The sequence below is a fragment of the Streptomyces katrae genome (genome assembly GCF_002028425.1).
In the GTDB taxonomy this organism is placed as follows: Bacteria; Actinomycetota; Actinomycetes; order Streptomycetales; family Streptomycetaceae; genus Streptomyces; species Streptomyces katrae_A.
This window is the reverse complement of sequence record NZ_CP020042.1, coordinates 571,896-598,022: the sequence shown is the minus strand read 5'-3', so window position 1 is coordinate 598,022 and position 26,127 is coordinate 571,896. Positions and strand designations below refer to the sequence as shown.

The following is a 26,127-nucleotide window of genomic DNA, read 5'->3' as shown; positions in this document are numbered from 1 at the left end:
ATGACCCTCGCACCCTCCGATTCGAGAGTCCTCCTGGCCACCTCGGTCCGGCTGCTCGCCGTGGAACCGGGCGTCATCCGGCTGCGCTGGGGGATCTGGAACTTCTCCGAGGTCAACGTCGACCTGCGGGCCGAGTCGGCGGCCGTCCGGGCCGCGATGACCGCGCTCTTCGAGACGCTGGCGGCGGGCAAGGCGGCCGACGGGACGTTCGCGGACGCCGCCGGCCTGACCCCGGTCGAACGGGCCAACCTGGAGCTGGCGGTCAACGAGCTGCGCCAGGCCGGCTTCCTCGCCCACGACCGCCCGTCCGAGCGCGGCGGGGAGATGGCCCGGGCCCTGCTCGGCAACCTGGACCTGTACGGCGCCGGCGAACCGGCCGCGGCGACGGTCGCCTTCGCGGCGGACTCGCCCAGCGCCTCCGCGTACGTGGCCGCCCAGGCCGAGGCCCTGGACCTGCCGCTGGAGCTGCTGCCGGCGGACTTCCTGGACGGGCTGCACGCCGCCGACCTGACCTCCGGGACGGGCGGCCTGGCCGCGGCGGACGCGCTGAAGCGGCTGAGCGCCACCGTGGAGCACTGCGACGCGCTGGTGGTCCACCTCGGGCAGGCCTCGATCCTGGCGCTGCGCGGCCTCAACCGGCTCGCCTGCCACCTGGAGAAACCGGTGGTCGTCGGCCTGGTCGACGGCCCGTTCGCCACCGTCGTGGGCGCCGACAGTCCGCGCACCGGCTGCCTGGAGTGCTTCGAACAGCGCTCCCTGGCCCGGCTGGAGGACCACATCGGCTACCACACCATGGCCGGGGCCACGGCCCCGCGCGGCACGGGACGGGCGAACGGCGTGGAGTCGCTGGTCTGCGCCCATCTGGTCAACGAGGCCGTGCTGCTGCGCTCGCTCGGCACCTCGCGCTTCCTGGGCCGGGCGCTGAGCATCTACCTGCCCACCTACGAGATCCAGGCGCAGGACGTGCTGCGGATCGGGACCTGTCCGGCCTGCGGCCACGTCGCCCGGGACGTCGTACGGGAGATCAACTTCAGCAGCCGGGTGATCGTCGACCGGCACGTGCGCGAGGCGCTCGGAGGGGGCCGATGAGCGCCATCCCGCTCCTGGGCCACCCCGGGATGGGTGCCGCACTCGCCCGCTACGAGCGGATCGGCGGCAACCAGGGCGGCATCCTGCCCGGCATGCTGGTCTCGGTCGCCGCCGTGGAGGGCGAGCCGTACCTGCGCTCGGCCACGGCCGCGATGCCCCAGTACCACCGGCTGGCGCTGGACGACCCGCACATGCAGATGCAGTACCACCTGGCGGGCTACGGCTCGACCCACGAGGAGGCGGTGACCCGGCTCACCGGTGAGGCGGTGGAGCGCTACGCGGCGATCATGGCCATGCTGCTGTTCGCGGACCGGATCGAGTACGCCTCGTACCGGTCGCTGTCCTCCCGGCACCGCGTCCTGCCCCTGGAGCTGCTGGGCGTCTTCGACGCCGGACAGCAGGCGCAGCTCGCCCGGATGATGCACCGGTATGCGCCCGAACCACCGGGCGAGGACGACGTGGTCGCCTGGATCGCATGTCCCTCGCTCACCCGGCCCGGGGAGGAGGTGTACCTGCCGGCGCAACTGGTCTTCCTCGGCTTCCGCAGCGACCCGGGCGCGGCCGACAAACTCTTCACCCCCTCCTTCTCGACCGGGACCGCGGCCCACGTGTCCCTCGACAAGGCGCTCCTCGGCGCACTCGTCGAAGCCGTGCAGATCGACGCGTTCATCCTCAACTGGTACACCGGCGCCAAGGCGCCGCTGATCGACCTCGACGCGGACGGGCACGCGCTGCTCGAAGCGGCCGGCCTGCACCCGGACGGCCCGTACGAGGTACGGGCGAGCCTGCTGACCCGGCCGGAACTGCCGCTGCCGAACATCGGGGTGACCCTGGTGCGCCGGGACGGCAAGCTGCCCTACATCGCCTTCGGGCTCCAGGCCGACCCGGATCCCCGGCGGGCGCTGCTGCGCGGCGCGGCCGAGGCGACCGCGATCCTCGGGATCGGCATGTTCAGCACCGTCTTCGACCTGCCCAACGTGCACTTCGCGCAGGCCGGTTCGGCCTACACCGACCTCGACACCAACGTGCTGTGGTTCGCCGCCCCCGGCGACGCGCGGCGCAAACTCGCCGCCGTGGAGAGCCGCGTGGACGGACGGACCGGCTTCGCCGGACTGCCCGGATACGCCGACGACGACACGGCCGCGATCCGCCGGCTCCTGAAGGACCTCGCCGGTGTCAGCGAGTTCGCCGGCTACCTGGACTTCACCCCGCCGGAGCTGGCCGACACCCCGTGGCGGGTGGTCCGGGCGGTCATCCCGGAGCTGCTGAGCATGTGCCTGCCCGGGTTCCCGCCGAAGGGCCACCCGCGGATACGAGAGCACGGGGGTGTGACCCATGTGGTCCCCCACCCGCTCCCTTGAGCTGCTGGTGCTTGCGGCCACCGTCGCGCCCGCCGAACTGATCCGCGTCGCGACGGCGTTCGGCCCCGCCGCGAAGGCGGGGGCGGACCGGGTACGGGCCGTCCGGAGGGGGCTGGTGGGTGTCCCCGCCGCCTACCTGGTGGTGACGGCAGCGGCCCTCGCCGTCGCCGCCGACGGCGGCTTCCTCCCGGACACCCTGACCGGCGGGCTGACCGGCGCACTGCCCGGGGCGCTGCCCGGCCGGCTGCCCGGCGTGCTCTGGCTGCCGGCCGCCGCCCTGGCCGGAGCGGCGCTGGTCGGCGGCGAGTTCGCGGTCGGCGCGGTGCCCCGGCTGGCTGCCGGGGCGGGGCTGCCCCGGCTCGCGGTGCACCGGGACGGCGGCGCGGCGGGCGGGGGGTACGCGGCATCCGTCCTGGCCACCGCGGTCGCCGAGGAACTGCTGTACCGGGGCCTGTGGATCGGCGTCCTGCACGAACGCCTCCACCTGCCGGCCGGTGTCGCGGTGGCGGTGGCCGCCGTGGCGTACGCGGGGGGACACCTGTTCTTCGGCGGACGCGCGGTGGCGCAGAAGACCCTGTCCGGGGTGGTCTTCGGACTGCTCATGCTGGTGTCGGGCAGCCTGGCGGTGCCCCTGGTGGCGCACCTCGCGCAGAACGGGGCGGTCTTGGCCCTGGGCGTCCGCCAGGAGCGGGAGCGGCAGCGGGACCGCGGGGCCCGCGCCGCCGCCGGACGGGAGGCCGCCGGATGAGCGTGCCCGCCTTCGCCGCGCTCACCACCGGCGCGGTCGCCGTCTGGCTGGCCCTGTACCGGCTGCCGTTCAACGATCCGGCACGGCGCCGGCGGACGGCCCTGTGGCTCGCCGGACGGACCCGGCTGCGCCCGGAGGCGGCCTTCGCGGTGTTCGGCACCCTCGTGTACCTGGTCCTGGGCGCCCTGGCCCTGGCGGCGCTGCTGGCGTCCACGCCCCTCGCGCCCGGCCGGCTGTTCACCGTTCCCGGACCCGGGGCCGCGCTCGCCCTGCTGCTGGCGGTCCTCGGCACCTCCAGCAGCACCATCCTGTGCGTGTCCCTGCTCTACCGGCTGCGCCCGCGGACCGACGTCCCCGGCGAGATCGCCCGCATCCAGTGGATCGCCTCCGTCCTCGCCCTGCCCCGGCACTACCGGTGGACCGTCCCGGCGGCCGCGGCGCTGTTCGAGGAAGTGCTCTTCCGCGGGGTGGTCCTGCTGGGGCTCGGGGCACTGGGCAGCGGCCCCGCCTTCGCCCTGGCGTTCAGCACCTGCCTGTTCGCGGCCGGCCAGGTCGCCCTCGTGTCCACCCGTACCCAGGCGTACGTGCTGGGCACCTCCAGCCTCGTCCTCGGCGCGGTCGGCGGCCTGCTGACCCTCGCCACCGGCGGGGTGCTGCCCGCCCTGGTGCTGCACATGTCGTTCGCCGGCTTCTACACCAACCTCAGCGCCTCCCCGACCCGGGCAGCGCGCACCACCCCCGGGAGGCTCAGCCTGTGACCACCGACCAGCCGTCCGCCGACCAGCCGTCCGCCGACCCGGCGGCGGCCGCATCGCGACCGGCCCCGGGGGCGGGGGAGGGCGCCGTCGTGCACGCCGACCGGCTGACCGTCGCCTACGGCACGTTCACCGCGGTCCGCGACGTCTCGTTCCGGATCCGCCCCGGGGAGGTGTTCGGGCTCATCGGGCCGAACGGGGCGGGCAAGACCTCGGTCGTCGAGGCCGTCGGCGGCCTGCGGCCCGTCCGCAGCGGCAGGGTCACGGTCTTCGGCCACGACCCCCGCCGCGACCGCGACGCGGTCACCCGCCTGCTCGGCATGCAGCTCCAGGAGTCCCAGTTCCCCAGCCGGGCCCGGGTCGGCGAGCTGTGCGACCTCTACGAGGCCATCTACCGGGCGCCCGGTGCCGCGGCCGCGCTGCTGGAGGCCTTCGGCCTCGCCGGCCGCCGCCGCAGCCGGATCGCCGACCTCTCCGGCGGCATGCGCCAGCGGCTGGCCGTGGCCCTCGCCCAGATCGGCGACGTCCGCCTGGTCGTCCTCGACGAGCTGACCACCGGCCTCGACCCGCACCAGCGCCGGGAGACCTGGCGCTCGGTCCTCGACCTCGCCGCCCGCGGGATCGCGGTGCTGCTCACCTCGCACGCGATGGACGAGGTCGAGGCGCTGTGCGGCCGCGTGGGCGTGCTGCGGGCCGGGGAGCTCGTCGCGCTCGACACCCCGGCGAAGCTGACCGAGGCGCACGCGGGCCCGTCCACCTTCCTGGTCGACCTCGGGGACCCCGGCCCGGGCACCGGCCGGCCCGCCGGGATCGAGGAGCAGCTCGGCGGCCTCGGGCTGACCCGGCTGCCCGGAGCGCCGGACCGGCCGGAGTTCGCCGGCAGCTACCCCGCCGACTACGACCGCATCGTGCGCCTGGTGGCGCGGGCCGGACTCCCGGCGTCGGCGGTGAGCCGCCGTACCCCGGGCTTCGAGGACGCCTATCTGCGGCTGGTCGGCGCCACCGTCACGAAGGAAGGGGCCTGAGATGCCGGTGCTGTGGCCGATCGTCCGGTTCGAATGGCGGCGGATGCGGCGCAACTTCGCCCCGGTCTTCTTCGCCCTCGCCTTCCCCGTGCTGATGCTCTGCATGTTCGGCGGGATCTACGGCAACGAGCCGTCCGCGCAGTTCGACGGCCGCGGGACGGTGGACATGTCGGTGCCCGCCTACCTGGTCCTGGTCGTCGCCGTCACCGGGCTGATGAGCTTCCCGCTCGGGCTCGCCGAGTACCGCGACCGCAAGGTCCTCAAACGCTTCCGTGCGACGCCGGTCGACGCGTCCGCCTTCCTCGTCGCCCAAGGGCTGGTCAACCTCGCGCTGACCCTGCTCGGGGCCCTGCTGCTGGTCGCCGCCGGGTACCTGTTCTTCGGCCTCCACCTGCCGGCCACCCCCGGGGCGGCGGCCGCGACGGCCGGGGCCCTGGTGCTCTGCGCCCTCGCCATGTACGCGCTCGGGGGAGTGGTGGCGGCGGTCGCCCGGTCCGAACGGGCGGCGGTGGCCATCGCCAACCTGGTCTACTTCCCCATGATCTTCCTGTCGGGGGCGACCATCCCCCTGCAGATCTTCCCGGACGCCATGAAGACCGTCAGCGCCGCGCTGCCCGCGACCTACGCCGTCGAGCTGCTCCAGCACGCCTGGCTGGACGGCGCCGCCGACGTCGCCCTCGACCTGGGCGTACTGGCCGGCGTGGTCGTCCTGGGCACGGCGGCCGCCGCACGGCTGTTCCGGTGGGAGTAGCGGTGCCGGCCGCCTCCCCGCCGCCCCCCGGGCCGGCGGGCGCCTCCCCGCCGGCCCCCGAGGGGGTCCCCGCCACCGCCTACCTCACCGCGCTCGCCCGGGCCCGCGCGAGCGCCGAGCCGGACGGCGCGCTTCGCGATCCCTACGCCGAACGCTTCGCCCGCCTCTGCCCGGACCGCGTCGTCCGCGTCACCCGGAACACCGCGGGCCCGTCCGTCGTCGTCGCCCGCACCCTGGTGATCGACCGCCTGCTGTCCGGGCCGCTCCGGGACGGGGCCTGGGAGGTCTGCGTCAACCTCGGGGCCGGATTCGACGCCCGCACCCACCGCCTGGACTGGCCCGCCTCCTGCCGGGTGATCGAGGTCGACCGCGCCGCCGTCCTCGACCTCAAGGACCGCCTGCTGCCCGCCGCAACGGCCCGCGTCCCGGTGGAACGGCTGCGCTGCGACCTGCGCGACCCCGCCGCCCTCAGCGCGCTCCTGCGGCCCCGTACGGCGGGCCGCAGGACCCTCCTCCTGGCCGAGGGGCTGCTCACCTACCTCACCGCCGGCCAGGTCCGCGCCCTGGCGGCCGCGGCGGCCGAGGTGGCCGGCGCCGGCGGCGCGTGGATCTGCGACGTCCTCTCGCCGGCCTCCGCCCGCACCCTCACCGCCGCCGCCCGCTCCGCCGGAACGCCCCTGACCCTGCACGGCCTCCCCGACCTCGACGCCTTCGAGACCACCGGCTGGCACTGCACACACCTCGAACCCCTGCCCACGGCCCGGCCACCCGCCCGCGGAAGCGGGACGACCGGCCGGCTTCCGGACGGCGTGCTGTGGCTGAGCCGCAGTGCGCCTGCCCCCGGCTGCCGGCCGACGCGTACCCCCGCATCGCGGCGCTGCTCGCCATGACCCTGTTCGCCCTGTGGCCGTTCAGCCGGCTCGTCCACGCCTTCACCGCGCCGCTCGGCTACGTCTTCCGCCCCTACGTCGTCTACCGCTCCCGCGGGGCTGCCGGGGGCCGGCAGCAGGGCGGGCGCGCGGGTCGCCCGCTGACCCGCGCGCGGCCCCCTACCCGGCGGCGGGCGCCGCGGCGGCCGCGCCGGGTGCGACGATGCGGCCGTCGCGCAGTTCCACGACGCGGTCGGCGAGTTCGATCAGGTTCGGGTCGTGGGTGGCGACGAGGATGGTCACCCCCTTGCCGCGCACCACCGCGCGCAGCAGCTCCATGATCGACCGGCCGGTCTCCAGGTCGAGCTGGCCGGTGGGTTCGTCCGCGATGATCAGGTCGGGGTCGTTGGCCAGGGCGCGGGCCACCGCCACGCGCTGCTGCTGGCCGCCGGAGAGCTCACCGGGGCGCTGGTCGGCGTGGTCCGCGAGGCCGACCAGGGCGAGCAGGGTCCGGGCGCGCTCCTCGCGCTCCCTGGCGGGGACGCGGCGCAGCCGCATCGGCACGCCCACGTTCTCGGCGGCGGTCAGGACGGGGATCAGCCCGAAGGACTGGAAGACGAAGCCGATCCGGTCCCGGCGCAGGGCGAGCAGGCCCGCCTCGTCGAGGGTGGCCAGGTCGGTGCCGTCGAGGGTGATCCGGCCGCCGGTGGGGGTGTCCAGGCCGCCCAGGAGGTTGAGCAGGGTGGTCTTGCCGGAGCCCGACCGGCCCCGGAGGGCGGTGAGTTCGCCGCGGCGGACCTCGAAGGAGACCCCGCGCAGGGCGTGCACGGTCTGCGCGCCGCTGCCGAAGCTGTGGTGCACCTCCTCGGCGGCCACGATCGGCGTGCCGTCCTCCTGCTGTGCCACCGCGACCGTCGTCGTGTGCTGGTGTTCCGTCACCGTGCTCCCCCCGCTTCGGACTTCCGACCGCATTTGCGCATCTGTCCCGCCAATCACGCAAGTCCCTTCCGTGTTTCGACCGGATCTGACAACATCGTCCGCTATCCGGTGCCGAAGGTCCGGACGGGGGAGGGACCGCACACGTGCTCGGCTTCGTCGTGCGCCGACTGCGCGGGCGATGGCCGCTCGCCGTCGCCGTACTGCTCACCGTACTGATCACCGCGACCGCGCTGACCGCGCTGACGGCCTTCACCCGCGGAGTGGGGCAGGAGGGGCTGCGCCGGGCGCTGACCGGCCCGGAACACTCCCGGACCACCGTCGTCGTCACCAGCGGCCAGGCCGTCTCCGCGCGCGCCAAGGACGACGAGGCCGTACGGGCCTACGCGGGCCAGGTCTTCGGCAGGCTCCCGGTGGCCTCCGAGAGCGTGGCCCGCAGCCGCTCCTACGGACTCCCCGGCGCCGCCGCCCCGGGCCGCGACGCCGACCTGACCCTGCTGGCCGCGCTCGGCCGCGAGCACGTACGGCTGCTCGCCGGCGCCTGGCCCCGGCCCGTCACCGCCCCCGCCGGCGACCCCGCCCAGCCGCTCCAGGCCGCCGTACCGCGCACCGCGCTCGCCCGCCTCGGCCTCGCCGAGTCCGCGCTGCCCGCGCCCGTCCGGCTGGACGACCGCTTCGGCGGGCCCCCGCTGACCGTGCTGGTCACCGGCGTGTACAAGGCCGCCGACCCCGACTCCGGGTACTGGCGGCTCGACCCGCTCGGCGGCCGAGAACTCCAGGTCGCGAGCTTCACCACCTACGGCCCGCTCATGGTGGACGACACCGCCTTCACGGCAGGCGGCATCCTCCAGAACTACCGCGGCACCCTCCTCACCCCCGACCTGCGCACGGTCACCACCGCCGGGGCCAGGACCGTCCGGGCCGCAGCCGACCCCGCCGGCGCCGCCCTGAAGCGCACCACCTCGCTCCAGGCCGCCACCGAACTGCCCGAACTGCTCGGCCGGCTGGACTCCGGACTGCTGGTCGCCCGCTCCACCCTGCTGGTCGGCGCCCTCCAGCTCGCCGTCCTCTCGGCCGCCGCCCTGCTACTCGTCTCCCACCTCATGACGGCCCGCCAGGAACCGGAACGGATCCTGCTCACCGCACGCGGCGCCTCACGCCGGCGCCTGGGCGTGCTGAGCGCGGCCGAGTCACTGCTGCTCGCCCTCCCGGCCGCCGTCCTGGCACCGCTGCTCGCACCGCCCCTGCTGCGCCTGCTCGGCCGCTTCGGCCCGCTCGGACGGGTCCGCCTGGAGGTCCCGGACACCTGGCTGGTCTGGCCGGCCGCCGCCGGCTGCGCCCTGGCCTGCGTCCTGCTCACCACCCTCCCCTCCGCCCTGCGCGGCGCCTCGGCCGCCGTACTGCGCCGGGCCGGCCGCAGGCAGGCGCTGGTGACGGGCGCCGCACGCTCCGGACTCGACCTGGCCGTGGTGGCCCTCGCCGTCCTCTGCTACCAGCAGCTCTCCCACTACGGGGGCACCGACACGACGGCCACCGGCCCCGCCGACGGCGGACTCGGCGTGGACCCGGTCCTCGTCGCGGCCCCCGTCCTCGCCCTGTGCGCGGGCACCCTGCTGGTCCTGCGGCTGCTGCCGTTCGCCGCCCGGGCCGGAGGACGGCTCGCAGCACGCGGCCGGAGCCTGGGCCCGGCCCTGTTCGGCTGGCAGCTCGCCCGCCGGCCCGGCCGCGCCACCGGGCCCGTACTGCTGCTCGTCCTCGCCGTCTCCAGCGGGGTCCTGGCCCTCGGCCAGCACGCTGCCTGGTCCGCCTCCCAGCGGGACCAGGCGGAGTTCGCGACCGCCGGCGGACTGCGGATCACCGGCAGCAGCATGTCCCCGATGGGGCAGGGCGGACGCTACGGGTCCCTCCCGGGCGCCGACCGCCTGATCCCGGTGGTCCGCCAGGACCAGCCGCTGCCGGGCGGAGGCACCGCCGGCCTCCTCGCGCTCGACGCCGCCAAGACGGGCGAACGGGTACCGCTGCGCGCCGACCTGCGCGACGGCAAGAGCATGCGGGAGCTCTTCGCCCCGCTCGCGCCCGGCACCGCCGGCGCCCCGGCGGGGGCGCCCGCGCTCACCCTCCCCGGTGCGCCCCGCCGCATCGACCTCGACGTGACGGTACGGACCACCGGTACGAGCTACGCCGCCGTGAGCCTGCTCCTGCGCGACCGGTTCGGAGCCACCCACACGACACCGCAGGCCACCCTCCCCACCGGCGGCGACGCCACCCTCCGCTTCCCCCTCGACGCACTGACCGATGCTCCGATCGGCTCCGCCGCCACCCCGCTGGCCCTGGCGGGGATCGACCTCGCGTACGCCGGCGACGGCGGCCCCGCCGGCGACGGAGCCGAACTGACCGTCCGCCGGCTCGCCGTGTCCGACACCCCGGACGGCGGAGCCGTAGCGGTCGCCCCGGGCACGGGAGGCTGGCAGACGGCGCCCCCCGCGCAGCCCCGCGCCTCGGGGACCCCCGTCCTCTCCCCGCCCGCGGACGGCACCGCCGGCCTGCTCCGGCTGCGCTACTGGGGCGGGTTGGGCACCGAGAGGGGAGTCCACGCCCTGCTGTTCCCCGCCCCCGCCGCCCCGCCCGCCACCCCGGTCCCGGCCGTCGCCACCACCGGCTACCTGCGCTCCCTCGGCGCCGCCGCGGGCGACACGGTGCACATCACCGTCGACGGGGTGAGCGTCCCGCTGCGGATCACCGCCGCCGTCGAAGCCCTCCCCGTCGCCGGACGCACGGCGCTCGCCGTCGACCTGCGCACCCTCGGCCGGTTCCTGATGGAGACCGCCGGGCAGCAGCCGCCCACGCCCAGCGAATGGTGGCTGCCCGCCACCTCGGCCGCCGACCTGCTCCCGGCCCGCGCGGCGGAGAAACTCCGCGAAGGGGTCAGGACCGAGCACGTCCAGCTGAGCGGGGAGATCACCGCAGGCCTGCTGGACGACCCGCTCAGCGCCGGCCCGCAGAGCGCGCTCGCCGCCCTCGCCGCCGCCTGCGCGGTCCTGGCCGCCATCGGCTTCGCCACCGCCACCGCCGCCGAACGGCGCGTGCGCGGCCGGGAGTTCTCCGTGCTGCTCGCGCTCGGCACCCCCCGCCGCTCGCTGGCCCGGGCCGCCGCCGCGGAGGGGGGAGTGCTGGTCCTCCTCGGGACCGCCGTCGGGACCGGGCTGGGCGTCGCCCTCGTCCACCTGATGGCACCCCTGGTCGTGCTGACCCCGGCCGCGCACCGGCCGTTCCCGCCCGTACGGGTGGACATGCCGCTGGGGCAGACCCTGCTGACGGCCGCCGCCATCGCGGCCGTCCCCCTGCTGTCGGCCGCCTCCGGCGGCCCCCGGGGCCGCGACATCGCCGCCCGGCTGCGCCCCGTGGAGGAGATGTGAGCACCCCGCCGCCGTCCGCGACCGAGGACGCCTCCGTGCCCCCTCCGCCGCCCGCCCGCCCCGGGCCCCCGCAGGCCGCCGGGCGGCCCGGTCCCCGGCCCGCGCCCTGGGTCAGGACCCGGCTGCGGGCCGCCCGCCTCGGCAGCGTCCTGGCCGCCGTGCTCGCGTTCGTCGCCGTCCTGCTGGCCGCCGCGCTGCCGCGCGCCCAGGACCGGGGCGCCGACCAGGCGCTGCGCGCCTTCCTCCAGCGCGGCGGGCCCGGCTACACCAGCCTGCTGACCACCTCTCCGCGCCCGCAGCAGGCGCAGGGCACGGACGCCCTCGACGCGACGCGGACGACCTTGCTCGCGCACACCGGGGACAGCTTCCACGTCGACCCGGGCACCGTGGTGTACGGCACCTGGACCGTCAAGGGCCGGGGCCTGCTGAACCCGGAACTCTCCGCCCCCTCCGGCCTGCCGCCCGTGATGCGCCTGCTGTACGTGCGCAACGCCCGGGCGCACGTCCGGCTGGTGGAGGGCCAGTGGCCCAACGACGCACCCGCCGCCGGCACGGCACCCGGCACCGCCCGCGGCGCCGCCGACGACGGCCCGCCCCTGCGGATCGCGCTCTCGCAGCGCACCGCCCGGACCATCGGGGCCCGCCTCGGATCGGTCCTGACCACGTCCTCCGTGCCCGGTGGCGGGCCCCGCGCCGAGGTCGTCGGCCTCTACACGGTCGCGGACGAGAGCGAGGACTTCTGGGTGGACCTGGGCTGCCTCGCCTTCGCCTGCGAGTACCACCAGGGCGAGAACAGCTTCTGGGGGGCCGACGCCCTGGTCGGGGCCGCCGACCTGCCCCGCCTGGACGGCTGGAGCTTCACCGCCGAGGACTTCTGGCGCCTGCCGGTGGACACCGGCCGGCTGCGGGCGGACCGGCTCGGCGCCACCGAGCAGGACATCGCCTCCTACATCACCGGGCCCGTCTCCGCCGAACTCGTCACACAGACCGGGCGCGAGATGCTCCGGACCAACTCCCGGCTGCCCGAGCTGTTCGCCCAGGCCAGGGCCCGCAGCCAGGCCGCGGCACCGCTCGCCGCGATCGGACCCGCCGGGGTGGCGGGCGTCGCCCTCGTCGTGCTGTGCCTGGCCGGCGCGCTCGCCGCCGACCGCCGGGAGTCCGAGCTGCGGCTGCTGCTCGCGCGCGGCGGCTCGCGCACCGGCATCGTCGGCCGGCTCCTCGCCGAGGGCGCCGTCACGGTGCTCCCGGCGGCCGCGGCGGCCACCGCGCTCGCCGTCCTGACGCTGCCCACGCCCCGGCTCGCGGCCTCGCTGCTCTGCGCCGCCGCCGTCGCCCTGCTCGCGCTGCTGGCCTTCCCGGTCCGTGCCGCCTTCCTGCTGTCCCCGCCGCGGCCGGCCGCGCGGTGGCGCAGGCCCGTGGCCGAACTGCTGGTCCTCGCCGCCGCCGGGGCCGCCGTGTGGGAGGTGCGCCGTCGCGGGGTCGCGCCCGCCGGCAGCGGCACGGACCCGCTGCTGATCGCCGCTCCGCTGCTGCTCGCGCTGTGCGGGGGCCTGCTGCTGGCCCGGGTGCTGCCGCTGGTCACCGGGGGGCTCGCCCGGATGGCCGGCCGCAGCCGCGGTCTGGTCGGCTTCCTCGGGCTGGTGCGGGCCGCGCGGGGCCCGGGCGGCCGGGGCGCGGGCACCCCGGTACGCGGCCGGACCGGCCCCTCCGTCCTGCCGCTGATCGCCCTGCTGCTGGCCGTCACGACCGGCGGGTTCGGAGCCGCGGTCCTGGCCTCCGTGGACGCGGGCCGCCTCGCGGCGGCGCACCGGACCATCGGGGGTGACGCGGGTGTCTCCGCGGTCGGGGCCGGGTCGCTCCCGGACGCGCTGGTGAAGTCCGCTGCCCGGCTGCCGGGCGTACGGACGTCCGTGCCGGTGTGGACCGACGACGACTCCTTCGTCCAGGGCACCGCCGAGGGCCGTACCCGGGTCACCCTGGTCGTCGCGGAGCCCGCCGCGTACGCGGAACTCTCCCGCGGCCTGGGCTGCGGCACCTTCGACCCCGCCCTGCTGGGCGTCGGCGGCACGGGTTCCGCCGACGCCCCCGTGCCGGTCCTGTTCAGCTCCGGTCTGGCCCGCAAGGCCGGGCCGGGCACGTACGCGCTGCGGCCGGGACCCGGCGGGGAGCTGCACGTACGCACCGCCGCAGTGACCGGCTGCACCCCCGCCCCGTCGGGCCCGGGCGGCGAGACCGTCGTGCTGCCGGCCGGTCCCGCGACGGCCCTGATCCGCGGCGGCGTCCAGCCCAACCGGTGGCTGGCCCTCGGGCCCGTCGACGGGGAGCGGCTACGCGCCCTGACGCGGACCGCCCGCTCCGGCGCGAAGCCGGCCGACGAACGCTACGTGGTGCGCACCAGCGCCGAGTACGTCGCCGAACTGGGCGCCGATCCGCTCCAGGGCTCCGCCGAGCGCCTGTTCTGGTCCTGCGTGGCCGCCGCGGCCGGATTCGCGCTGCTGGCCGTGCTGCTGACCCTGCTGCGCACCGTCCCCGAACGGGCGGCCCTGCTGGCCCGGCTGCGCACCATGGGGCTGCGCCGCCGTCAGGGCGTGGCCCTGATCCTCGCCGAGGCCCTGCCGCAGACCCTGGCCGCCGCCCTCGGCGGGGCCCTGGCGGCGGCGGCCGCGGTGGCCCTGCTGGGCCCGGCGATGGACCTGTCCACGCTGGTCGGCGCGAGCGCGCCGACCGGAGTACGGCTCAGCGCGGCGGCCGTGCTGACTCCGGCCCTGGGCCTGGCCGCGCTGGTCGCCGCGGCCGTGCTCCTGGAGGCGGCGACATCCGGGCGACGGCAGATCACCACCGAGTTGAGAGCGGGAGACCAGCGTTGAACACCGACCAGCCGACGTACGAGGAGCTGCACCGCAGGGCGGCGGCGGCCACCCGGGCCCGTACCCCCGCGCCTGACGCCGCGATCGCCTGCGACCGTCTGGTGCGGATCTTCAGCACGGACGGGATCGAGGTCCAGGCCCTCCAGGGGCTGGAACTGACCGTCGCCCAGGGCGACCTGGTGGCCCTCGTCGGAGCCTCGGGCAGCGGCAAGTCCACCCTGCTGAACATCCTGGCGGGCCTGGACGTACCGACGGCGGGCAGCGCGGCGGTCGCCGGCTACGACCTGCTGGAGCTGTCGGCGCGGGACCGGCTGCGCTACCGGCGCGAAGCGGTCGGGTTCGTCTTCCAGCAGACGGCCCGCAACCTGCTTCCCTTCCTGACGGCAGCTCAGAACGTTGCCCTGCCCATGCAGTTGAAGGGCGGAGGCGGCGGTGGCGGACGGCGCGGCGCGCGCGCCCGCCAGGCCGCCCGGGTCGCGGAGGTGCTGGACGCCCTCGGGATCAGCGACCTGGCCGACCGGCACCCGGCGCAGCTGTCGGGCGGGCAGCAGCAGCGCGTCGCGATCGCCGTGGCGATGGCCAACGACCCCGGCGTGCTGCTGGCCGACGAGCCCACGGGCGAACTGGACTCGGAGACCGCGGCCGCCGTCTTCGAGACCTTCCGCACCGCGAACAAGGAACTCGGCGTGACCGTGGTCATCGTGACGCACGACCCCATGGTGGCGGGCGAGGTCCGCCGCACCGTGGCGATCCGCGACGGCCGCACCAGCAGCGAGGTCCTGCGCAGTCTGGTCACCGACGAGCACGGCGAGGAATCCGTCAGCGAACGGGAGTACGTCGTCCTCGACCGCTCGGGCCGCGTCCAGCTGCCGCAGAAGTTCCTCGCGGCCCTGGGCATGGAACACCGCGTGGCGGTCGACCTGGCCCCGGACCACATCGAACTGCGGCCGGACGGGGCCGGCTGACCCGGTGTCGGAGGATCCTCCCGGAGCCGGGGCCGGGTGCGCTCGTTTGTGCGCACCTCGGTGCGGCCACCAGGACTTTCGTGCATTTCACCAGTGCTGGGCGACCTCGGTCGCGGAGCAGACTTCCTGGTGAGGGCCGCGGCTCGTCATGAGAGCCGACGCCACAAATCGAGGGGGAACCACGATGAGTGGTCAGTTGTACGACGGTATCGGCGAAGCCTTCGAAGGCTTCAAGACCCTGCCCGTCATCCGCTACGCCGAGGTGCCGGGCTTCCTCGCCCTGGTCGGCGACGTCAGCGGCAAGTCCGTCCTGGACATCGCCTGCGGCACCGGCTTCTACAGCCGTGAACTCAAGCGCCGCGGCGCTTCCCGCGTCTTCGGGTTCGACATCTCCGGCGCGATGGTCGACGCGGCCACCGCGATCGAGAAGGCCGAGCCCCTCGGCATCGAGTACCAGGTCGCCGACACGGCCACCCTGCAGGTCTTCGAGGAGCCGTTCGACGTCGCCGTGGCCGTGCAGGCGTTCAACTACGCGAGCGAGGTCGCCGAGATCGAGCTGATGATGCGCAACATCCGGCGCAGCCTCGTCGCCGGCGGCTCGTTCTTCCTGTTCGTCCAGAACCCGGGCTACGACTTCGGCGGCCCGTCGCTGGAGAAGTACGGCTTCCTGTTCGAGTCGACCGGCAAGGACAACGAGATCGGACGGGGGATCCGCCTCACCGCCCTGCTCGACCCGCCGGTCTCCTTCGAGGCGGTCGTCCCGTCGAAGGAGACGTACGAGCGGACCCTGACGGCGGCCGGGTTCACCGGGATCGAGTGGGTCACGCTGGAGGTGTCGGCGGAGGGCGTGGAGAAGTTCGGCGAGGAGTTCTGGGCGGACCACGACGCCAACCGCCCGCTGACCATGATCCGCTGCACCGCCTGACCGGGACCGGCCGGGCCTGACCCGGCCCGGCCGGGTACGGCCCGCACCGGCCCGGCCCTCCGCAGGCGGGCCGGGCCGGTGCGAGCTCGGGGGCCAGCGCCGGGGCACCGCACTTTCGCGGTGCCCCGCCGCCGTGTTCCGGCCGGGTGGGCCCGGGCGGCTACTTGGTTCCGAGGCCGGCGTCGGAGACCTCGGGCTTTCCGGCGGTCTTGAGGACCTTGTTGAGGAGGGTGAGGTCGTAGATGCCGGTGAGGTCGGGCTTGTCCAGGAGCTTGGCCTTGACGGCCCAGTCGGACTCGGTCTTCAGGGTGCCCGCGAGGGGGTCGTCGGTGACGAGGATGGACTGCCAGGCCGGGTCGAGGACCTTGGCGTCGAGTTCCTTGCCGCTGTCGGCCTTGAGCTTGGCGTTGGCGGAGGCCTTGGCCTTCTCGGGGTTGGCGTTGATCCACTCGTTGGTCTTGACGGTGCCGCGCAGGACGGCCTCGACGACGTCGGCGTGTTCCTTGAGGAACTTCTGGGACACGATGACGTTGGTGATGACGAACTTCTTGTCGGGCCACAGGGAGGTCTCGTCGAGGAGGACGGTGCCGCCGTCGGAGACGAGCTTGGAGGCGGTGGGTTCGGGGACCCAGGCGCCGTCGATGGAGCCCTGCTTGAAGGCGTCGGGGGTGACCTTGTTGTCGGTGCGGACGACGGAGACGTCGCCCTTGCCGGATTCGGGGTCGACCGTCCAGCCCTTCTCGGCGATCCAGTTGAGGAAGGCGACGTCCTGGGTGTTGCCCTTCTGCGGGGTGGCGATCTTCTTGCCCTTGAGGTCGTCGAGGGTCTTGATCTTGTCGGGGTTGACGACGAGCTTGACGCCGCCGGAGGCGGAGCCGGAGATGATCCGCAGGTTGGAGCCCTTGGACTTGACGTAGCCGTTGATGGAGGGGGAGGGGCCGATGAAGCCGATGTCGAGGGAGCCGCCGTTGAGGGCTTCGATCTCGGAGGGGCCGGCGTTGAAGGTCTGCGGCTTGATCTGGGTGGCGCCGAGTTCCTTGGCGATGAGGCCTTCCTGGAGGCCGACCAGGGCGGTGGCGTGGGTCAGGTTCGGGAAGTACCCGATGCGGACCTCGGACGCCGAGAGCTTCGCGCCGCCGTCGGCGGTGGCGCCGGCCGCCTTGGGCTCCTCCTTCTTCGCCTCGGAACCGTAGCCGCAGGCGGTGAGCAGCAGGGGGAGTGCGGCGGTGACGGCGAGGGCGCGAAGGGCGGTGCGCGATCTTGCGGCAGACACGGAGGTGTCCTTTCGGGGGATGGGATGCAGGGAAAGGCGGTGCGCGACGGGCGTCGAGGGGCATCGGCGTACACGGTTCCGCTCTCCGGCCCTCGGATGCGGGAGCGCCGTGGCGGGCCCGGTGAACCGGGACGCGGGCGGTGTCCGCAGGGCGGGCCGGGCGGACGGCCGGCCGGTCGGCCGGCGCTCCGCCCGTGGAGCCGGGCCGGGGAGCGGTGTCAGGAAGGCTGACAGATGGCGCTGGCGGTACGGGCCAGATCGATGTGCCGGCGGGAGATCAGGGACGGCGTACGCCGGGCACGGTGCGGTGTGCGCATGGGTCGCCTCCCTGGATTCCTAGTTTTCCCACCTGGTTGGTAGGCATCTTGGCAGACCGGGGTACCCGCCCCAAGAGGGTGACCGAATGGTGGACGCAGCCGTCTCGCGATCCGGGAAAGCGCAGGTGGGGCAGGGGGTCAGGGGTTGGTCCAGGCGCCCGGGGTGTGGGCCAGGGCGGACACCTCGGCGGGCAGTGCGCAGGCCGCGACGTCGGCGAGGGACACCCCGTCGAGGATCTCGCGGACGTTCGCCCTCAGGGCGATCCACAGGGGGAGCAACGACTCGGCGGGGCCGGTGTAGGAGAGGTCCGGCGGGCGGACCCCGCGCACCGAGACGAGCGGTCCGTCCACGACACGGATGACGTCGGCGATGCTGATGGACGCGGCCGGCCTGGCCAGCCGGTAGCCTCCGTTGCCGCCGCGCCTGCTGAGCACGAGGCCGCCGCGGCGCATGTCGCCGAGGATCCCCTCGAGGAACTTGTGCGGGATGTCCTGGGCCTCGGCGATGGCCTCGGCCTTCAGCGGCTCGTCGTCCTGCGAGGCGGCGAGCTGCAGCGCGGCACGTACCGCGTAGTCCGCCCTGGCTGAGATCCGCATGCGGACAGTATCGCGTACGGGGCCGGCCGCCGTCCCCCGCGGGTGCGCCGCGGCCTGCCGGGCGGGACCTCCGCCGCCCGGGTGGAAGCCCCAGGTCAGCGGAGGGCGGCCGCCACCGCGCGGTGCGAGCCGTTGAGGTAGTGCTCGCCGATGGAGCGCAGGCGGTGCGCGACCGGGCGCTGGGACGTCAGGACGCGGGCGTTGCGCCAGAACCGGTCGAGGCCGGGGGCGTCGGCGAACTCCAGTACCCGGGCGGTGATGTGCAGGGCGGCCTTCGCGGTGACGGTCTCGGCCGTGGCGACCAGGGCGGCGACGGCGGCGGCCTCCTCCGCGTCGGGCCGCGCACCGGCTTCGAGGGCCTGCGCCATCACCTCCGTCGCCCGGTCGGCCACGGCGGTGGCCGTCTGCGCGGCGGAGGCCAGTTCCCCGTAGGCCAGGAAGAGGTCGGGGTCCTCGCCGGGCAGCCGGTGGGCGCGGCCGCTGCGGCTGAGGTCGCGGGTCTCGCCGAGGGCGCCCTCGGCGATGCCGAGGCCGACGTGGCAGAGGGCGAGACGGAGCGCGGGCTCGGCGAGCGCCGTGAAGGGCGCGGCCGACTCCTCGTCACGCGGCAGGCGGCCCAGCACCTGCCCGGGCGCGACGGTGACGCGGTCGAAGACGGCCTCGCCCGCGCCGGCGACGCGCTGCCCGAGGCGGCCGCGGGCCGGTTCGACGCGCAGCCCCCGCGAGCCCTGCGGGACGCGCACCACCAGCACGTCCCCCGTCGCGGCGCACACCGCGTCCACCACGATCTGGTCGGCGGTGGCCACCGCCGTGTCCACGAGGCGGCGTCCGTCCAGTACCTGCCCCCCGGCCCGCGGCCGCAGGGTCAGGTCCGGCCGGCCGGTGTCCTCAAGGGGCGCCGGCGGGTGGACCGCGCCGGTCCACAGCCACTGTCCGCGCGCCGACTCCTCCTCCAGGGCGGCGGCTTGCTGGTCGGTGGCGTAGAACCGGCCGCTCCAGGTGTGCGCGTAGTGCCGGGCGAGCACTTCGCCGATCGACGCGTCCGCCGCGGACACCTCCCTGATGACGGCACATCCGGTCCGCCAGTCGGTCCCGCGGCCCGGCCTCGGCGGGGTGAGGGCCGCGGGCAGCCCCGCCTCGCGCAGCCGGGCCGTCTCGTCGGCCGGCGGCTCGCCCGCCTGGTCGCGGGCTATGGCGTCCGCGGCCAGGTCGTCCGCCACGTCGCGGGCGGTCCGCAGCAGCGCGCGGCGCCGTGCGTCGGAGGGAACGGCGGTGGTCATGTCGGCTGCTCCGGGAGGTCGTCGGGTGGCGCCGGGCCGGTCGCCGGGAGGCGCGCAGAGGGCGCGGGTGGAAGACGGCACCCGATCCCCACCTTTCCCACCGGATTGATAGGAATACTTGCCCGGGCGCGGCCTTCCCGGCAAGGGTGCGACCGGATGATGGACCGGGCGGTCTTGGGATCCGAGACGGTGCAGGTCAGGGGCCGGTCCCCGCACTCGAGGACCCCTCGGGGACAGGACCCTCCGTCAGCGGACGCCCGGGCCGGGGGAGTTCGTCCCCACGAGGACGACCCGCGCGCACGGGTAGGACCGCACGGGGCGGGACCGCGCCGGAGGACGGACGGAGGACCGGACGGAGGGCCGGCCGGAGGGCCGCACGGGGGAACCGGCCATCCGGGCCCGCCGCGCGCGGGCCGCGCCATGCTTCCGGTTCGGGCGGAGCGGCTCCCTCCGCCCTTGGTCGTCACGGAAACGTACCGGCTCCGCTCTTCTCGCCGCCGCACGGCCGGAAGGCGGGCAGTCTCGGCCAGTCTCACCGGCCCCCCTTGCGTCGTCGGGGAGGCGGCGTGGTGAACTGGTTGAGCCGTAACCGATCAGGTGCGTGAGCGTCACCGCGGTCCGGGCCAGGGTTGAACAGCACCGCCGTTTTCGAGCGTACCGCCGGGTGCGCGGCGGCAGGCGGGTGCGCCCCGGGTGACCACCGGCCAGTGCGTGCGCCCGTACCCGTCGACTCCCTCGCCTGGAACCTCGAATGGAGCGATCGTGCACCACGGTCCGGACATCCCCGAAACCCCCTACGAGTCAGTGGCCGTCACCGGTGGAGCCGGTTTCGTCGGCCGGCACCTCGTCACGGCCCTCAGCCTGCTGTCCCGGAAGGTCACCGTCGTCGACCACGCCCCCCTCCCCGCCGAGCTCGAGACCCTGCCCGGCGTCTCCCACGTCCGCGCCGACCTGCGGGACTACGGCGAGACCTTATTGGCTCTGCAGAGCGCCGACGCCGTGTTCCACCTGGCCGGCAACGCCAGCGGCACCGAGTCGGTGGCCGACCCCCGCCGCGACTTCCAGCTCAACGCCCTCGGGACCTGCAACGTCGGCAACGCCTGCCTGGAACTGGGCGTGCGCCGCCTCGTCTACCTCTCCTCCGCCATCGTCTACGGCACCCCGCTCCACAGCCCGATCCGCGAGGACCACCCCACGCAGCCCTTCCTGCCGTACGGCGCCTCGAAGCTCTCCGGCGAACTGACCCTGCGCAGCCTGTACGCGACGGCCGGACTGCCCGTCGTCATCGGCCGGTCCTTCGTCGTCTACGGTCCCGGCGAGGACCCGCGCCGCGCGGGCGGCGAGGTCTCGCAGTTCCTGCGCTGGCACCTCAACGAACGGCCCATCCCCGTGGTCGGGGACATCGACCGCAAGCGCCGCGACTTCATCCACGTCGAGGACCTGTGCCGGGCCATGCTGGTCCTGGCCGCCCGCGGCGCCGACGGCGAGACCTACAACCTGGGCACCGGCACCGCCGTCTCGATGCGTGAACTGGCCGACGCGGTGGGCACGGCGACCGGACGGCCGGCGCTGCTGACCGCCGACACCTCCAGCCTGGCCGACAGCTTCACCCTCCTCGCCGACGTCACCCGGCTGACGGGGCTGGGCTTCACCCCGCGGGTCACGCTGGCCGAGGGGCTCACGGGCCTGGCCGGACTGCTCGGTGCCTTCCCCGAGGTCCCCTCCGCCCGGGCGGTGTTCCGCCGGGAGGCCCCGGCCCGCCGGAGGCTGACGGCGAGCGCCGCCGCCGGGGTCCGTGAGGAGGCCGGAACGTGCTAGCCGTCGACGGGGGTTCCCCGCTGCTGGCCGGGAACGAGGTGGCCCCCTGGCCGCAGGTCACCGACGCCGACCGCAAGGCCGTCCTCGACGCCCTGGACCAGGCGACCCCCTGGCACTGGCCCATGCGTACGGTCCGTGAACTGGAGGAGGCCTGGGCCGAGTTCACCGGCATGCCCTACGTCCTGGCCGCCAACTCCGGTACGGCCGCCCTGCACATGGCGATCGCGGCCGCCGGTGTGGAGCCGGGCGACGAGGTGCTCGTGCCGGCCGACACCTTCCTGGCCTCGGCCTCCTGCGTGCTCCAGGCCAACGCGATCCCGGTGTTCGTGGACACCGACATCGAGACGTTCAACATCGACCCGGCCCGGATCGAGGAGCGGATCACCGACCGCACCCGCGCCATCGTCGCCGTCGACCTCAACGGCCTGCCCGCCGACCACGACGCCCTGCGGGAGATCGCCGACCGCCGCGGCCTCGTCCTCATCGAGGACGCCTCCCAGGCCCACGGCGCCGTCTACCGGGGCCGCCCGGTCGGGTCGCTGGGCACGATGAGCGGGGCCAGCCTCAACGGGTCCAAGACCCTCTCCGCCCTCGGCGAGGGCGGCCTGTTCGCGACCCGCGACGAGGAACAGCACCGGCTGGCCCGGCGGGTGCTGATGTTCGGCGAGGAACTTCCCGGCCAGAGCCGCGACTACAACGCCCGCATCATGGGCTGGAACTACCGCATCGACGTCCTGGCCGCCGCCTTCGCCCGCTCCCAGCTCACCCGCCTGCCGGAGATGTCCCTCGCCCGGCAGGCCAACGGCGCGGCGCTCACGGACGCCCTCGCCGGCGTGCCCGGCATCCGTACGCCGGCCGTACCCGGGGACCGCACGCACGTGTACTTCTTCTACCCGCTGCTCGTCATGCCCGAGGAACTCGGACTCGACGGCCTTCCCGTCGCCGCCTTCCGCGACGCCCTCGCCCGGGCGGTGAACGCCGAAGGCCTGCACATCATGCGCTGGCAGCCGCAGCCCGTGCCCGGGCAGACCCTCTTCCAGGAGCTGCGCGGCTACGGCCGGGGCTGCCCCTGGAGCTGCGGACACGCCCGGCCCGGACACCACTACGATCCGGCGCACTACCCCGTGAGCGAGGAGATCTGCCTGCGCCGGCTGGTGCTGGGCCAGAGCTTCAGCTCGTTCGGGCCGCCCAACGACCACACGACGATGCGCCGCTACGCCGAAGTCCTGTACAAGGTCCTTGTCGAGGAACGGGAGGCGCTGATCGCCCTGACCCGGCGGACGGCCGACTCGGCGCGGTGACACGACGACAGGGGACGGAGCGGATGCGCAACGAGCCCGAGCCCGGTATCGCGGACGGACGGACGGCGCCGACGGCCCGCGACCGGAACCGGAACCGGAACGGCGACCGGAACCGGAGCGGTGGCCGGAGTCCGCGGGCCATGCGGCTGGCCGTCTGCGCGGTCTTCTTCGTCACCGGAGCCGCCTTCGCCACCTGGGCGGCCCGGGTCCCCGCCGTCCAGAGCCGGCTGGACCTGTCCGCCGGGGAGCTGGCGATCGCCCTCGTCGGCCTGAGCGGCGGGGCCTTCCTCGGGCTTCCGCTGGTCGGCGGCCTGGTGGCCCGGTACGGCAGCCGCAAGGTCCTGTGCGCGGGCCTGGTCGCCTACCTGGGCGCCCTCGCGAGCCTGCCCCACGTCCCGGACCTGGCCGTGCTGACGGCGGCCCTGGCCCTGTTCGCGTGCGGCAACACGGCCGTCGACGTCGCGATGAACACCCAGGGCGTCCTCGTCGAACGCGCCTACGGGCGCCCCGTCCTCGGCGGGTTCCACGCCATGTTCAGCCTCGGCGGGATCACCGGGGCCACGGCGGGCGGACTGGCCGCCTCCGCCGGGATCGGCATCCGGGCGCACTTCACGGTGGCGGCACTCGTCCTGCTGGTGGTGGCGGGCGCGGCGGCCACCGCCCTGGCCCCCGACCCCCCGCGGGCCGAGGGCCCCTCCCGGCGCGACCCCCTGCTGGCCCTGCCCGGCCCGGGCCTGTGGATCCCGGGCCTGGTGGCGTTCTGCGCGCTGATGGGGGAGGGGGTGGTCAACGACTGGGGCGCGGTGTACCTGAAGGAGGAGACCGGAGCCTCACCGGGCGCGGCGGGACTGGGCTACGCCGTCTTCTCCGCGGGCATGGTCGCGGGCCGGCTCACCGCCGACCGGCTGCGGTCCCGCCTCGGCACCGTCCGCTTCACGCTGCTGTGCGCCGCGGTGGCGGGTGCCGGGGCCCTCATCCCGATCCTGGTGGCCACGACGGCGGCGGGCTTCGTCGGCTACGGGCTGCTGGGGCTGGGCATGGCCGCCGTCATCCCGCTCGTCTTCGCCCACGCGGCCGGGCTGCGGCCCGAGCGCACCGGCTCCTCCATCGCCGCCGTCTCGGCGGTGGGCTACGTCGGCTTCCTGGCGGGACCCCCGGTCATCGGCGCGCTGGCGGAGGCGGCGACCCTGCGGTGGGCGATGCTCGTGCTGCCGGCGCTGATGGCGGCGATGGCGCTCCTGGCCACCCGCCTGCGCCGCGGCTGACCCAGGGACGGGCCGGGAGGGGCCCGCCCCGGGGCACGTCGGCGCCGGAGCGGGCCCGTCCCGGCCCGCTCCGGCGTCCGGCTCGCGTCCGGCCCGGCGGCTACTCGACCTTGGCCCAGTCGAGGGTGCGTTCCACGGCCTTCTTCCAGCCCGCGTAGCCCTCCTCCCGCTGCTCCTCGGACCACCGGGGCTCCCAGCGCTTGGACTCCTGCCAGTGGGTGCGCAGCTCGTCCGTGTCCCGCCAGAACCCCGTCGCCAGTCCGGCGGCGTAGGCCGCGCCGAGCGCGGTCGTCTCGGCGACGACCGGCCGGCTGACCGGTACGCCCAGCACGTCGGCCTGGATCTGCATGCACAGGTCGTTGGCGGTCACGCCGCCGTCCACCTTCAGCACGTCCAGGTGGACGCCGGAGTCCTGCTCCATGGCCTCCACCACGTCCCGGCTCTGGTAGCAGATGGCCTCCAGGGTGGCCCGGGCCAGGTGGCCGCTGTCGTGGTAGCGGGCGAGCCCGACGATCGCGCCGCGGGCGTCGGAGCGCCAGTACGGGGCGAACAGGCCGGAGAAGGCCGGCACGAAGTAGATGCCGCCGCTGTCCTCGACGGTGGAGGCCAGGCGTTCGGTCTCGGCGGCATCGTTGATGATCTTCAGCTGGTCGCGCAGCCACTGCACCGCGGAGCCGGTGACGGCGATGGAGCCCTCCAGGGCGTAGACCGCGGGCTGGCCCGCGAACTGGTACGCCACGGTGGTCAGCAGGCCGTGCCGGGACCGGACCAGCTCGGTACCGGTGTTGAGCACCAGGAAGTTGCCGGTGCCGTAGGTGTTCTTGGCCTCGCCCGGGGCGTAGCAGACCTGTCCGACCGTGGCCGCCTGCTGGTCGCCGAGGACCCCGGTGATGGGGATGGCGGCCCGCAGGGGCCGGGAGGAGCGGGCGTGCCCGTACGCCTCGGGGTGGGAGGAGGGGTTGATGGCCGGCAGCATCGAGCGGGGCACGCCGAAGAAGCCCAGCAGCTCTTCGTCCCAGTCGAGGGTCTCCAGGTCCATCAGCATCGTGCGGCTGGCATTGGTGACGTCGGTGGCGTGGATGCCTCCGTCGGGACCGCCGGTGAGGTTCCACAGCACCCAGCAGTCGGTGTTCCCGAACAGGGCGTGCCCCTGCTCGGCGGCCTCGCGGACCCCGTCGACGTTCTCCAGGATCCACTGGATCTTGCCGCCGGAGAAGTAGGTCGCCGGCGGCAGGCCCGCCTTGCGGCGGATCACGTCGCCCTGCCCCGAGCGTTCCAGCGCCGCGGCGATGGAGTCGGTACGGGTGTCCTGCCAGACGATGGCGTTGTAGTAGGGGCGGCCGGTGCGCGGGTCCCAGACGACGGTCGTCTCCCGCTGGTTGGTGATGCCGATGGCCGCCAGGTCGGTCGCGGAAAGGTTTCCGTGCCGCAGGGCGTTCTGGATCACGGAGTTGGTGCGTTCCCAGATCTCGACCGGGTCGTGCTCGACCCACCCCGAGCGGGGCAGGATCTGGGCGTGCTCCAGCTGGTGCCTGGCCACCTCGTTGCCCGCATGGTCGAAGATCATGAAACGGGTGCTGGTGGTGCCCTGGTCCACTGCGCCGACGAAATCAGCCATGGGTTGCCGCCTCTCTTGGGCCCGTCCTCGCGGGTCGGATCAGCTCTCGTCCGGGACCGGCACGCGCCCGGGGGGCTCCGGCTCGGCGGTCGGCAGGTACCGGCCGATGAAGAACTTGTACAGACCCGCTCCCAGCAGGCCGCCGATCAGCGGACCGATGATGGGCACCCAGAAGTAGAAGTGCCCGTACTGGTCCCGCCACGCTCCGCCGTACCCGGTGAGGAAGCTCGCCAGGCGGGGGCCGAAGTCGCGGGCCGGGTTGATGGCGTAGCCGGCGTCGGTGCCCCAGGCCATGCCGATCCCCACCACGATGAGGCCGACGATGAACGGGCCGAGGTTGGCGCCGGGGGCCGTGTTGAGCAGGTCGGTCACCGCGAGGATCAGCAGCAGCAGGATGGCGGTGCCGATGACCTGGTCGCGCAGCGCCCCCCATTCGGTGACCGGCAGGTTGGGGTTGCCGTTGGCCGGCAGCGTGGAGAACACGCCCTGCGTCTTGATGGTGTGGGTGGGGTCCGCCTTCGCCAGCGCCTCGGAGTAGTTCCAGCGCACGATGAGGGCGGCCACGAAGGCGCCGGCCGTCTGGGCCAGCGCGTACGGGGCCACGTGCTTCCACGGGAACCCCTTGAACGCCGCCAGCGCGAGCGTCACCGCCGGGTTCAGGTGCGCGCCGCTCAGCCTGGCGGCGACGTACACGCCGAGGGTGACGCCGAGGCCCCAGGCCCAGGCGATGCTGTCGTGGTTCCCGAGGCCGCCCGGCGGATTGGTGAGGGCGCCGCCGGCGACCACCTGGGCCACCACACCGACGCCGAACAGGATGAGGATCATGGTCCCCGCGAACTCTGCCGAGAGCTCGCCGATCAATCCGGACCTTTTGAGCCGCTCAGCCATGGGTGCCCGCTTCCCGCCGGCCAGAGACCGGCCGTCGACTGCCCCGAGTGCTCCGGGCCGGGC

21 protein-coding genes and 1 pseudogene are annotated in these 26,127 nt (G+C 75.0%); 15 read left to right on the top strand and 7 right to left on the bottom strand.

What is annotated here, in order from left to right; translation table 11 throughout:
* From B4U46_RS02960 to B4U46_RS40565, 8 genes and pseudogenes are all read left to right on the top strand, one after another.
* Nucleotides 1-1,089: a hypothetical protein gene (locus tag B4U46_RS02960; protein WP_079423812.1), complete on the top strand. Its 1,089-nt coding sequence runs from the start codon at nt 1-3 to the stop codon at nt 1,087-1,089.
* Nucleotides 1,086-2,450: a YcaO-like family protein gene (locus B4U46_RS02955; protein WP_079423810.1), complete on the top strand. Its 1,365-nt coding sequence runs from the start codon at nt 1,086-1,088 to the stop codon at nt 2,448-2,450. Before B4U46_RS02960 ends, B4U46_RS02955 begins: the two co-directional genes overlap by 4 nt.
* Nucleotides 2,425-3,198 (top strand): CPBP family intramembrane glutamic endopeptidase, encoded by a 774-nt coding sequence (locus B4U46_RS02950; protein ID WP_079423808.1) that lies wholly within the window; start codon nt 2,425-2,427, stop codon nt 3,196-3,198. Before B4U46_RS02955 ends, B4U46_RS02950 begins: the two co-directional genes overlap by 26 nt.
* Complete coding sequence (locus tag B4U46_RS02945) at nt 3,195-3,956, top strand: type II CAAX prenyl endopeptidase Rce1 family protein (protein WP_079423806.1); 762 nt, start codon at nt 3,195-3,197, stop codon at nt 3,954-3,956. Before B4U46_RS02950 ends, B4U46_RS02945 begins: the two co-directional genes overlap by 4 nt.
* Nucleotides 3,953-4,978, top strand: coding sequence for an ABC transporter ATP-binding protein (locus B4U46_RS02940; protein ID WP_079423804.1), 1,026 nt, complete (start codon nt 3,953-3,955; stop codon nt 4,976-4,978). The genes B4U46_RS02945 and B4U46_RS02940 overlap by 4 nt, the downstream gene beginning before the upstream one ends.
* Before the next feature lies 1 nt (nt 4,979).
* Nucleotides 4,980-5,729, top strand: coding sequence for an ABC transporter permease (locus B4U46_RS02935; RefSeq protein WP_079423802.1), 750 nt, complete (start codon nt 4,980-4,982; stop codon nt 5,727-5,729).
* Nucleotides 5,720-6,619 carry a class I SAM-dependent methyltransferase gene (locus B4U46_RS02930; RefSeq protein ID WP_159402059.1) on the top strand — a complete coding sequence of 300 codons (900 nt, stop codon included), beginning with the start codon at nt 5,720-5,722 and terminating at the stop codon, nt 6,617-6,619. Before B4U46_RS02935 ends, B4U46_RS02930 begins: the two co-directional genes overlap by 10 nt.
* Nucleotides 6,616-6,660: pseudogene (locus B4U46_RS40565) on the top strand (hypothetical protein); the annotation flags it as partial. The gene B4U46_RS02930 and the pseudogene B4U46_RS40565, both read left to right, overlap by 4 nt.
* A 118-nt stretch (nt 6,661-6,778) precedes the next feature.
* On the opposite strand, the gene B4U46_RS02920 reads toward B4U46_RS40565, so the two are convergent.
* A complete protein-coding gene (locus B4U46_RS02920) occupies nt 6,779-7,537 on the bottom strand; it encodes an ABC transporter ATP-binding protein (RefSeq protein ID WP_237292578.1) in 759 nt (252 codons plus the stop codon).
* A gap of 143 nt (nt 7,538-7,680) precedes the next feature.
* On the opposite strand from B4U46_RS02920, the gene B4U46_RS02915 reads away from it, so the two are divergent.
* From B4U46_RS02915 to B4U46_RS02900, 4 genes are all read left to right on the top strand, one after another.
* The gene (locus tag B4U46_RS02915; protein WP_079423798.1) at nt 7,681-10,950 is read left to right on the top strand and encodes an FtsX-like permease family protein; all 3,270 of its coding nucleotides are present in this window, start codon (nt 7,681-7,683) and stop codon (nt 10,948-10,950) included.
* Complete coding sequence (locus tag B4U46_RS02910; protein ID WP_079423796.1) at nt 10,947-13,817, top strand: hypothetical protein; 2,871 nt, start codon at nt 10,947-10,949, stop codon at nt 13,815-13,817. The genes B4U46_RS02915 and B4U46_RS02910 overlap by 4 nt, the downstream gene beginning before the upstream one ends.
* On the top strand, nt 13,814-14,782 hold the full coding sequence (locus B4U46_RS02905; RefSeq protein WP_079423794.1) for an ABC transporter ATP-binding protein: 969 nt from the start codon (nt 13,814-13,816) through the stop codon (nt 14,780-14,782). The genes B4U46_RS02910 and B4U46_RS02905 overlap by 4 nt, the downstream gene beginning before the upstream one ends.
* Before the next feature lie 184 nt (nt 14,783-14,966).
* A complete protein-coding gene (locus B4U46_RS02900) occupies nt 14,967-15,707 on the top strand; it encodes a class I SAM-dependent methyltransferase (RefSeq protein ID WP_079423792.1) in 741 nt (246 codons plus the stop codon).
* A 160-nt stretch (nt 15,708-15,867) separates the two neighbouring features.
* On the opposite strand, the gene B4U46_RS02895 is transcribed toward B4U46_RS02900, so the two are convergent.
* The 4 genes from B4U46_RS02895 to B4U46_RS02885 form a co-directional block, all read right to left on the bottom strand.
* On the bottom strand, nt 15,868-16,980 hold the full coding sequence (locus B4U46_RS02895) for an aliphatic sulfonate ABC transporter substrate-binding protein (protein WP_079423790.1): 1,113 nt from the start codon (nt 16,978-16,980) through the stop codon (nt 15,868-15,870).
* A 218-nt stretch (nt 16,981-17,198) separates the two neighbouring features.
* Nucleotides 17,199-17,297 carry a putative leader peptide gene (locus B4U46_RS40560; protein ID WP_398898851.1) on the bottom strand — a complete coding sequence of 33 codons (99 nt, stop codon included), beginning with the start codon at nt 17,295-17,297 and terminating at the stop codon, nt 17,199-17,201.
* 138 nt (nt 17,298-17,435) lie between these two features.
* Nucleotides 17,436-17,894, bottom strand: coding sequence for an RrF2 family transcriptional regulator (locus B4U46_RS02890; RefSeq protein WP_079423788.1), 459 nt, complete (start codon nt 17,892-17,894; stop codon nt 17,436-17,438).
* A gap of 95 nt (nt 17,895-17,989) precedes the next feature.
* Complete coding sequence (locus B4U46_RS02885) at nt 17,990-19,174, bottom strand: acyl-CoA dehydrogenase family protein (protein ID WP_079423786.1); 1,185 nt, start codon at nt 19,172-19,174, stop codon at nt 17,990-17,992.
* A gap of 762 nt (nt 19,175-19,936) precedes the next feature.
* Here B4U46_RS02885 and B4U46_RS02880 point away from each other — a divergent pair.
* From B4U46_RS02880 to B4U46_RS40025, 3 genes are all read left to right on the top strand, one after another.
* Entirely contained in the window at nt 19,937-20,992 is a 1,056-nt protein-coding gene (locus tag B4U46_RS02880; RefSeq protein ID WP_237292574.1) for an NAD-dependent epimerase/dehydratase family protein, read from the top strand.
* Entirely contained in the window at nt 20,986-22,293 is a 1,308-nt protein-coding gene (locus B4U46_RS02875) for a DegT/DnrJ/EryC1/StrS family aminotransferase (RefSeq protein ID WP_079423784.1), read from the top strand. Before B4U46_RS02880 ends, B4U46_RS02875 begins: the two co-directional genes overlap by 7 nt.
* Before the next feature lie 140 nt (nt 22,294-22,433).
* Nucleotides 22,434-23,558, top strand: coding sequence for an MFS transporter (locus B4U46_RS40025; RefSeq protein ID WP_159036878.1), 1,125 nt, complete (start codon nt 22,434-22,436; stop codon nt 23,556-23,558).
* Between the two features lie 100 nt (nt 23,559-23,658).
* Here B4U46_RS40025 and glpK read toward each other — a convergent pair whose 3' ends face one another.
* Both glpK and B4U46_RS02860 read right to left on the bottom strand, forming a co-directional pair.
* Nucleotides 23,659-25,176, bottom strand: coding sequence for a glycerol kinase GlpK (gene glpK / locus B4U46_RS02865; protein WP_079423779.1), 1,518 nt, complete (start codon nt 25,174-25,176; stop codon nt 23,659-23,661).
* A 39-nt stretch (nt 25,177-25,215) separates the two neighbouring features.
* The gene (locus B4U46_RS02860) at nt 25,216-26,064 is read right to left on the bottom strand and encodes an MIP/aquaporin family protein (RefSeq protein WP_079423776.1); all 849 of its coding nucleotides are present in this window, start codon (nt 26,062-26,064) and stop codon (nt 25,216-25,218) included.
* Between the last annotated feature and the right edge of the window lie 63 nt (nt 26,065-26,127).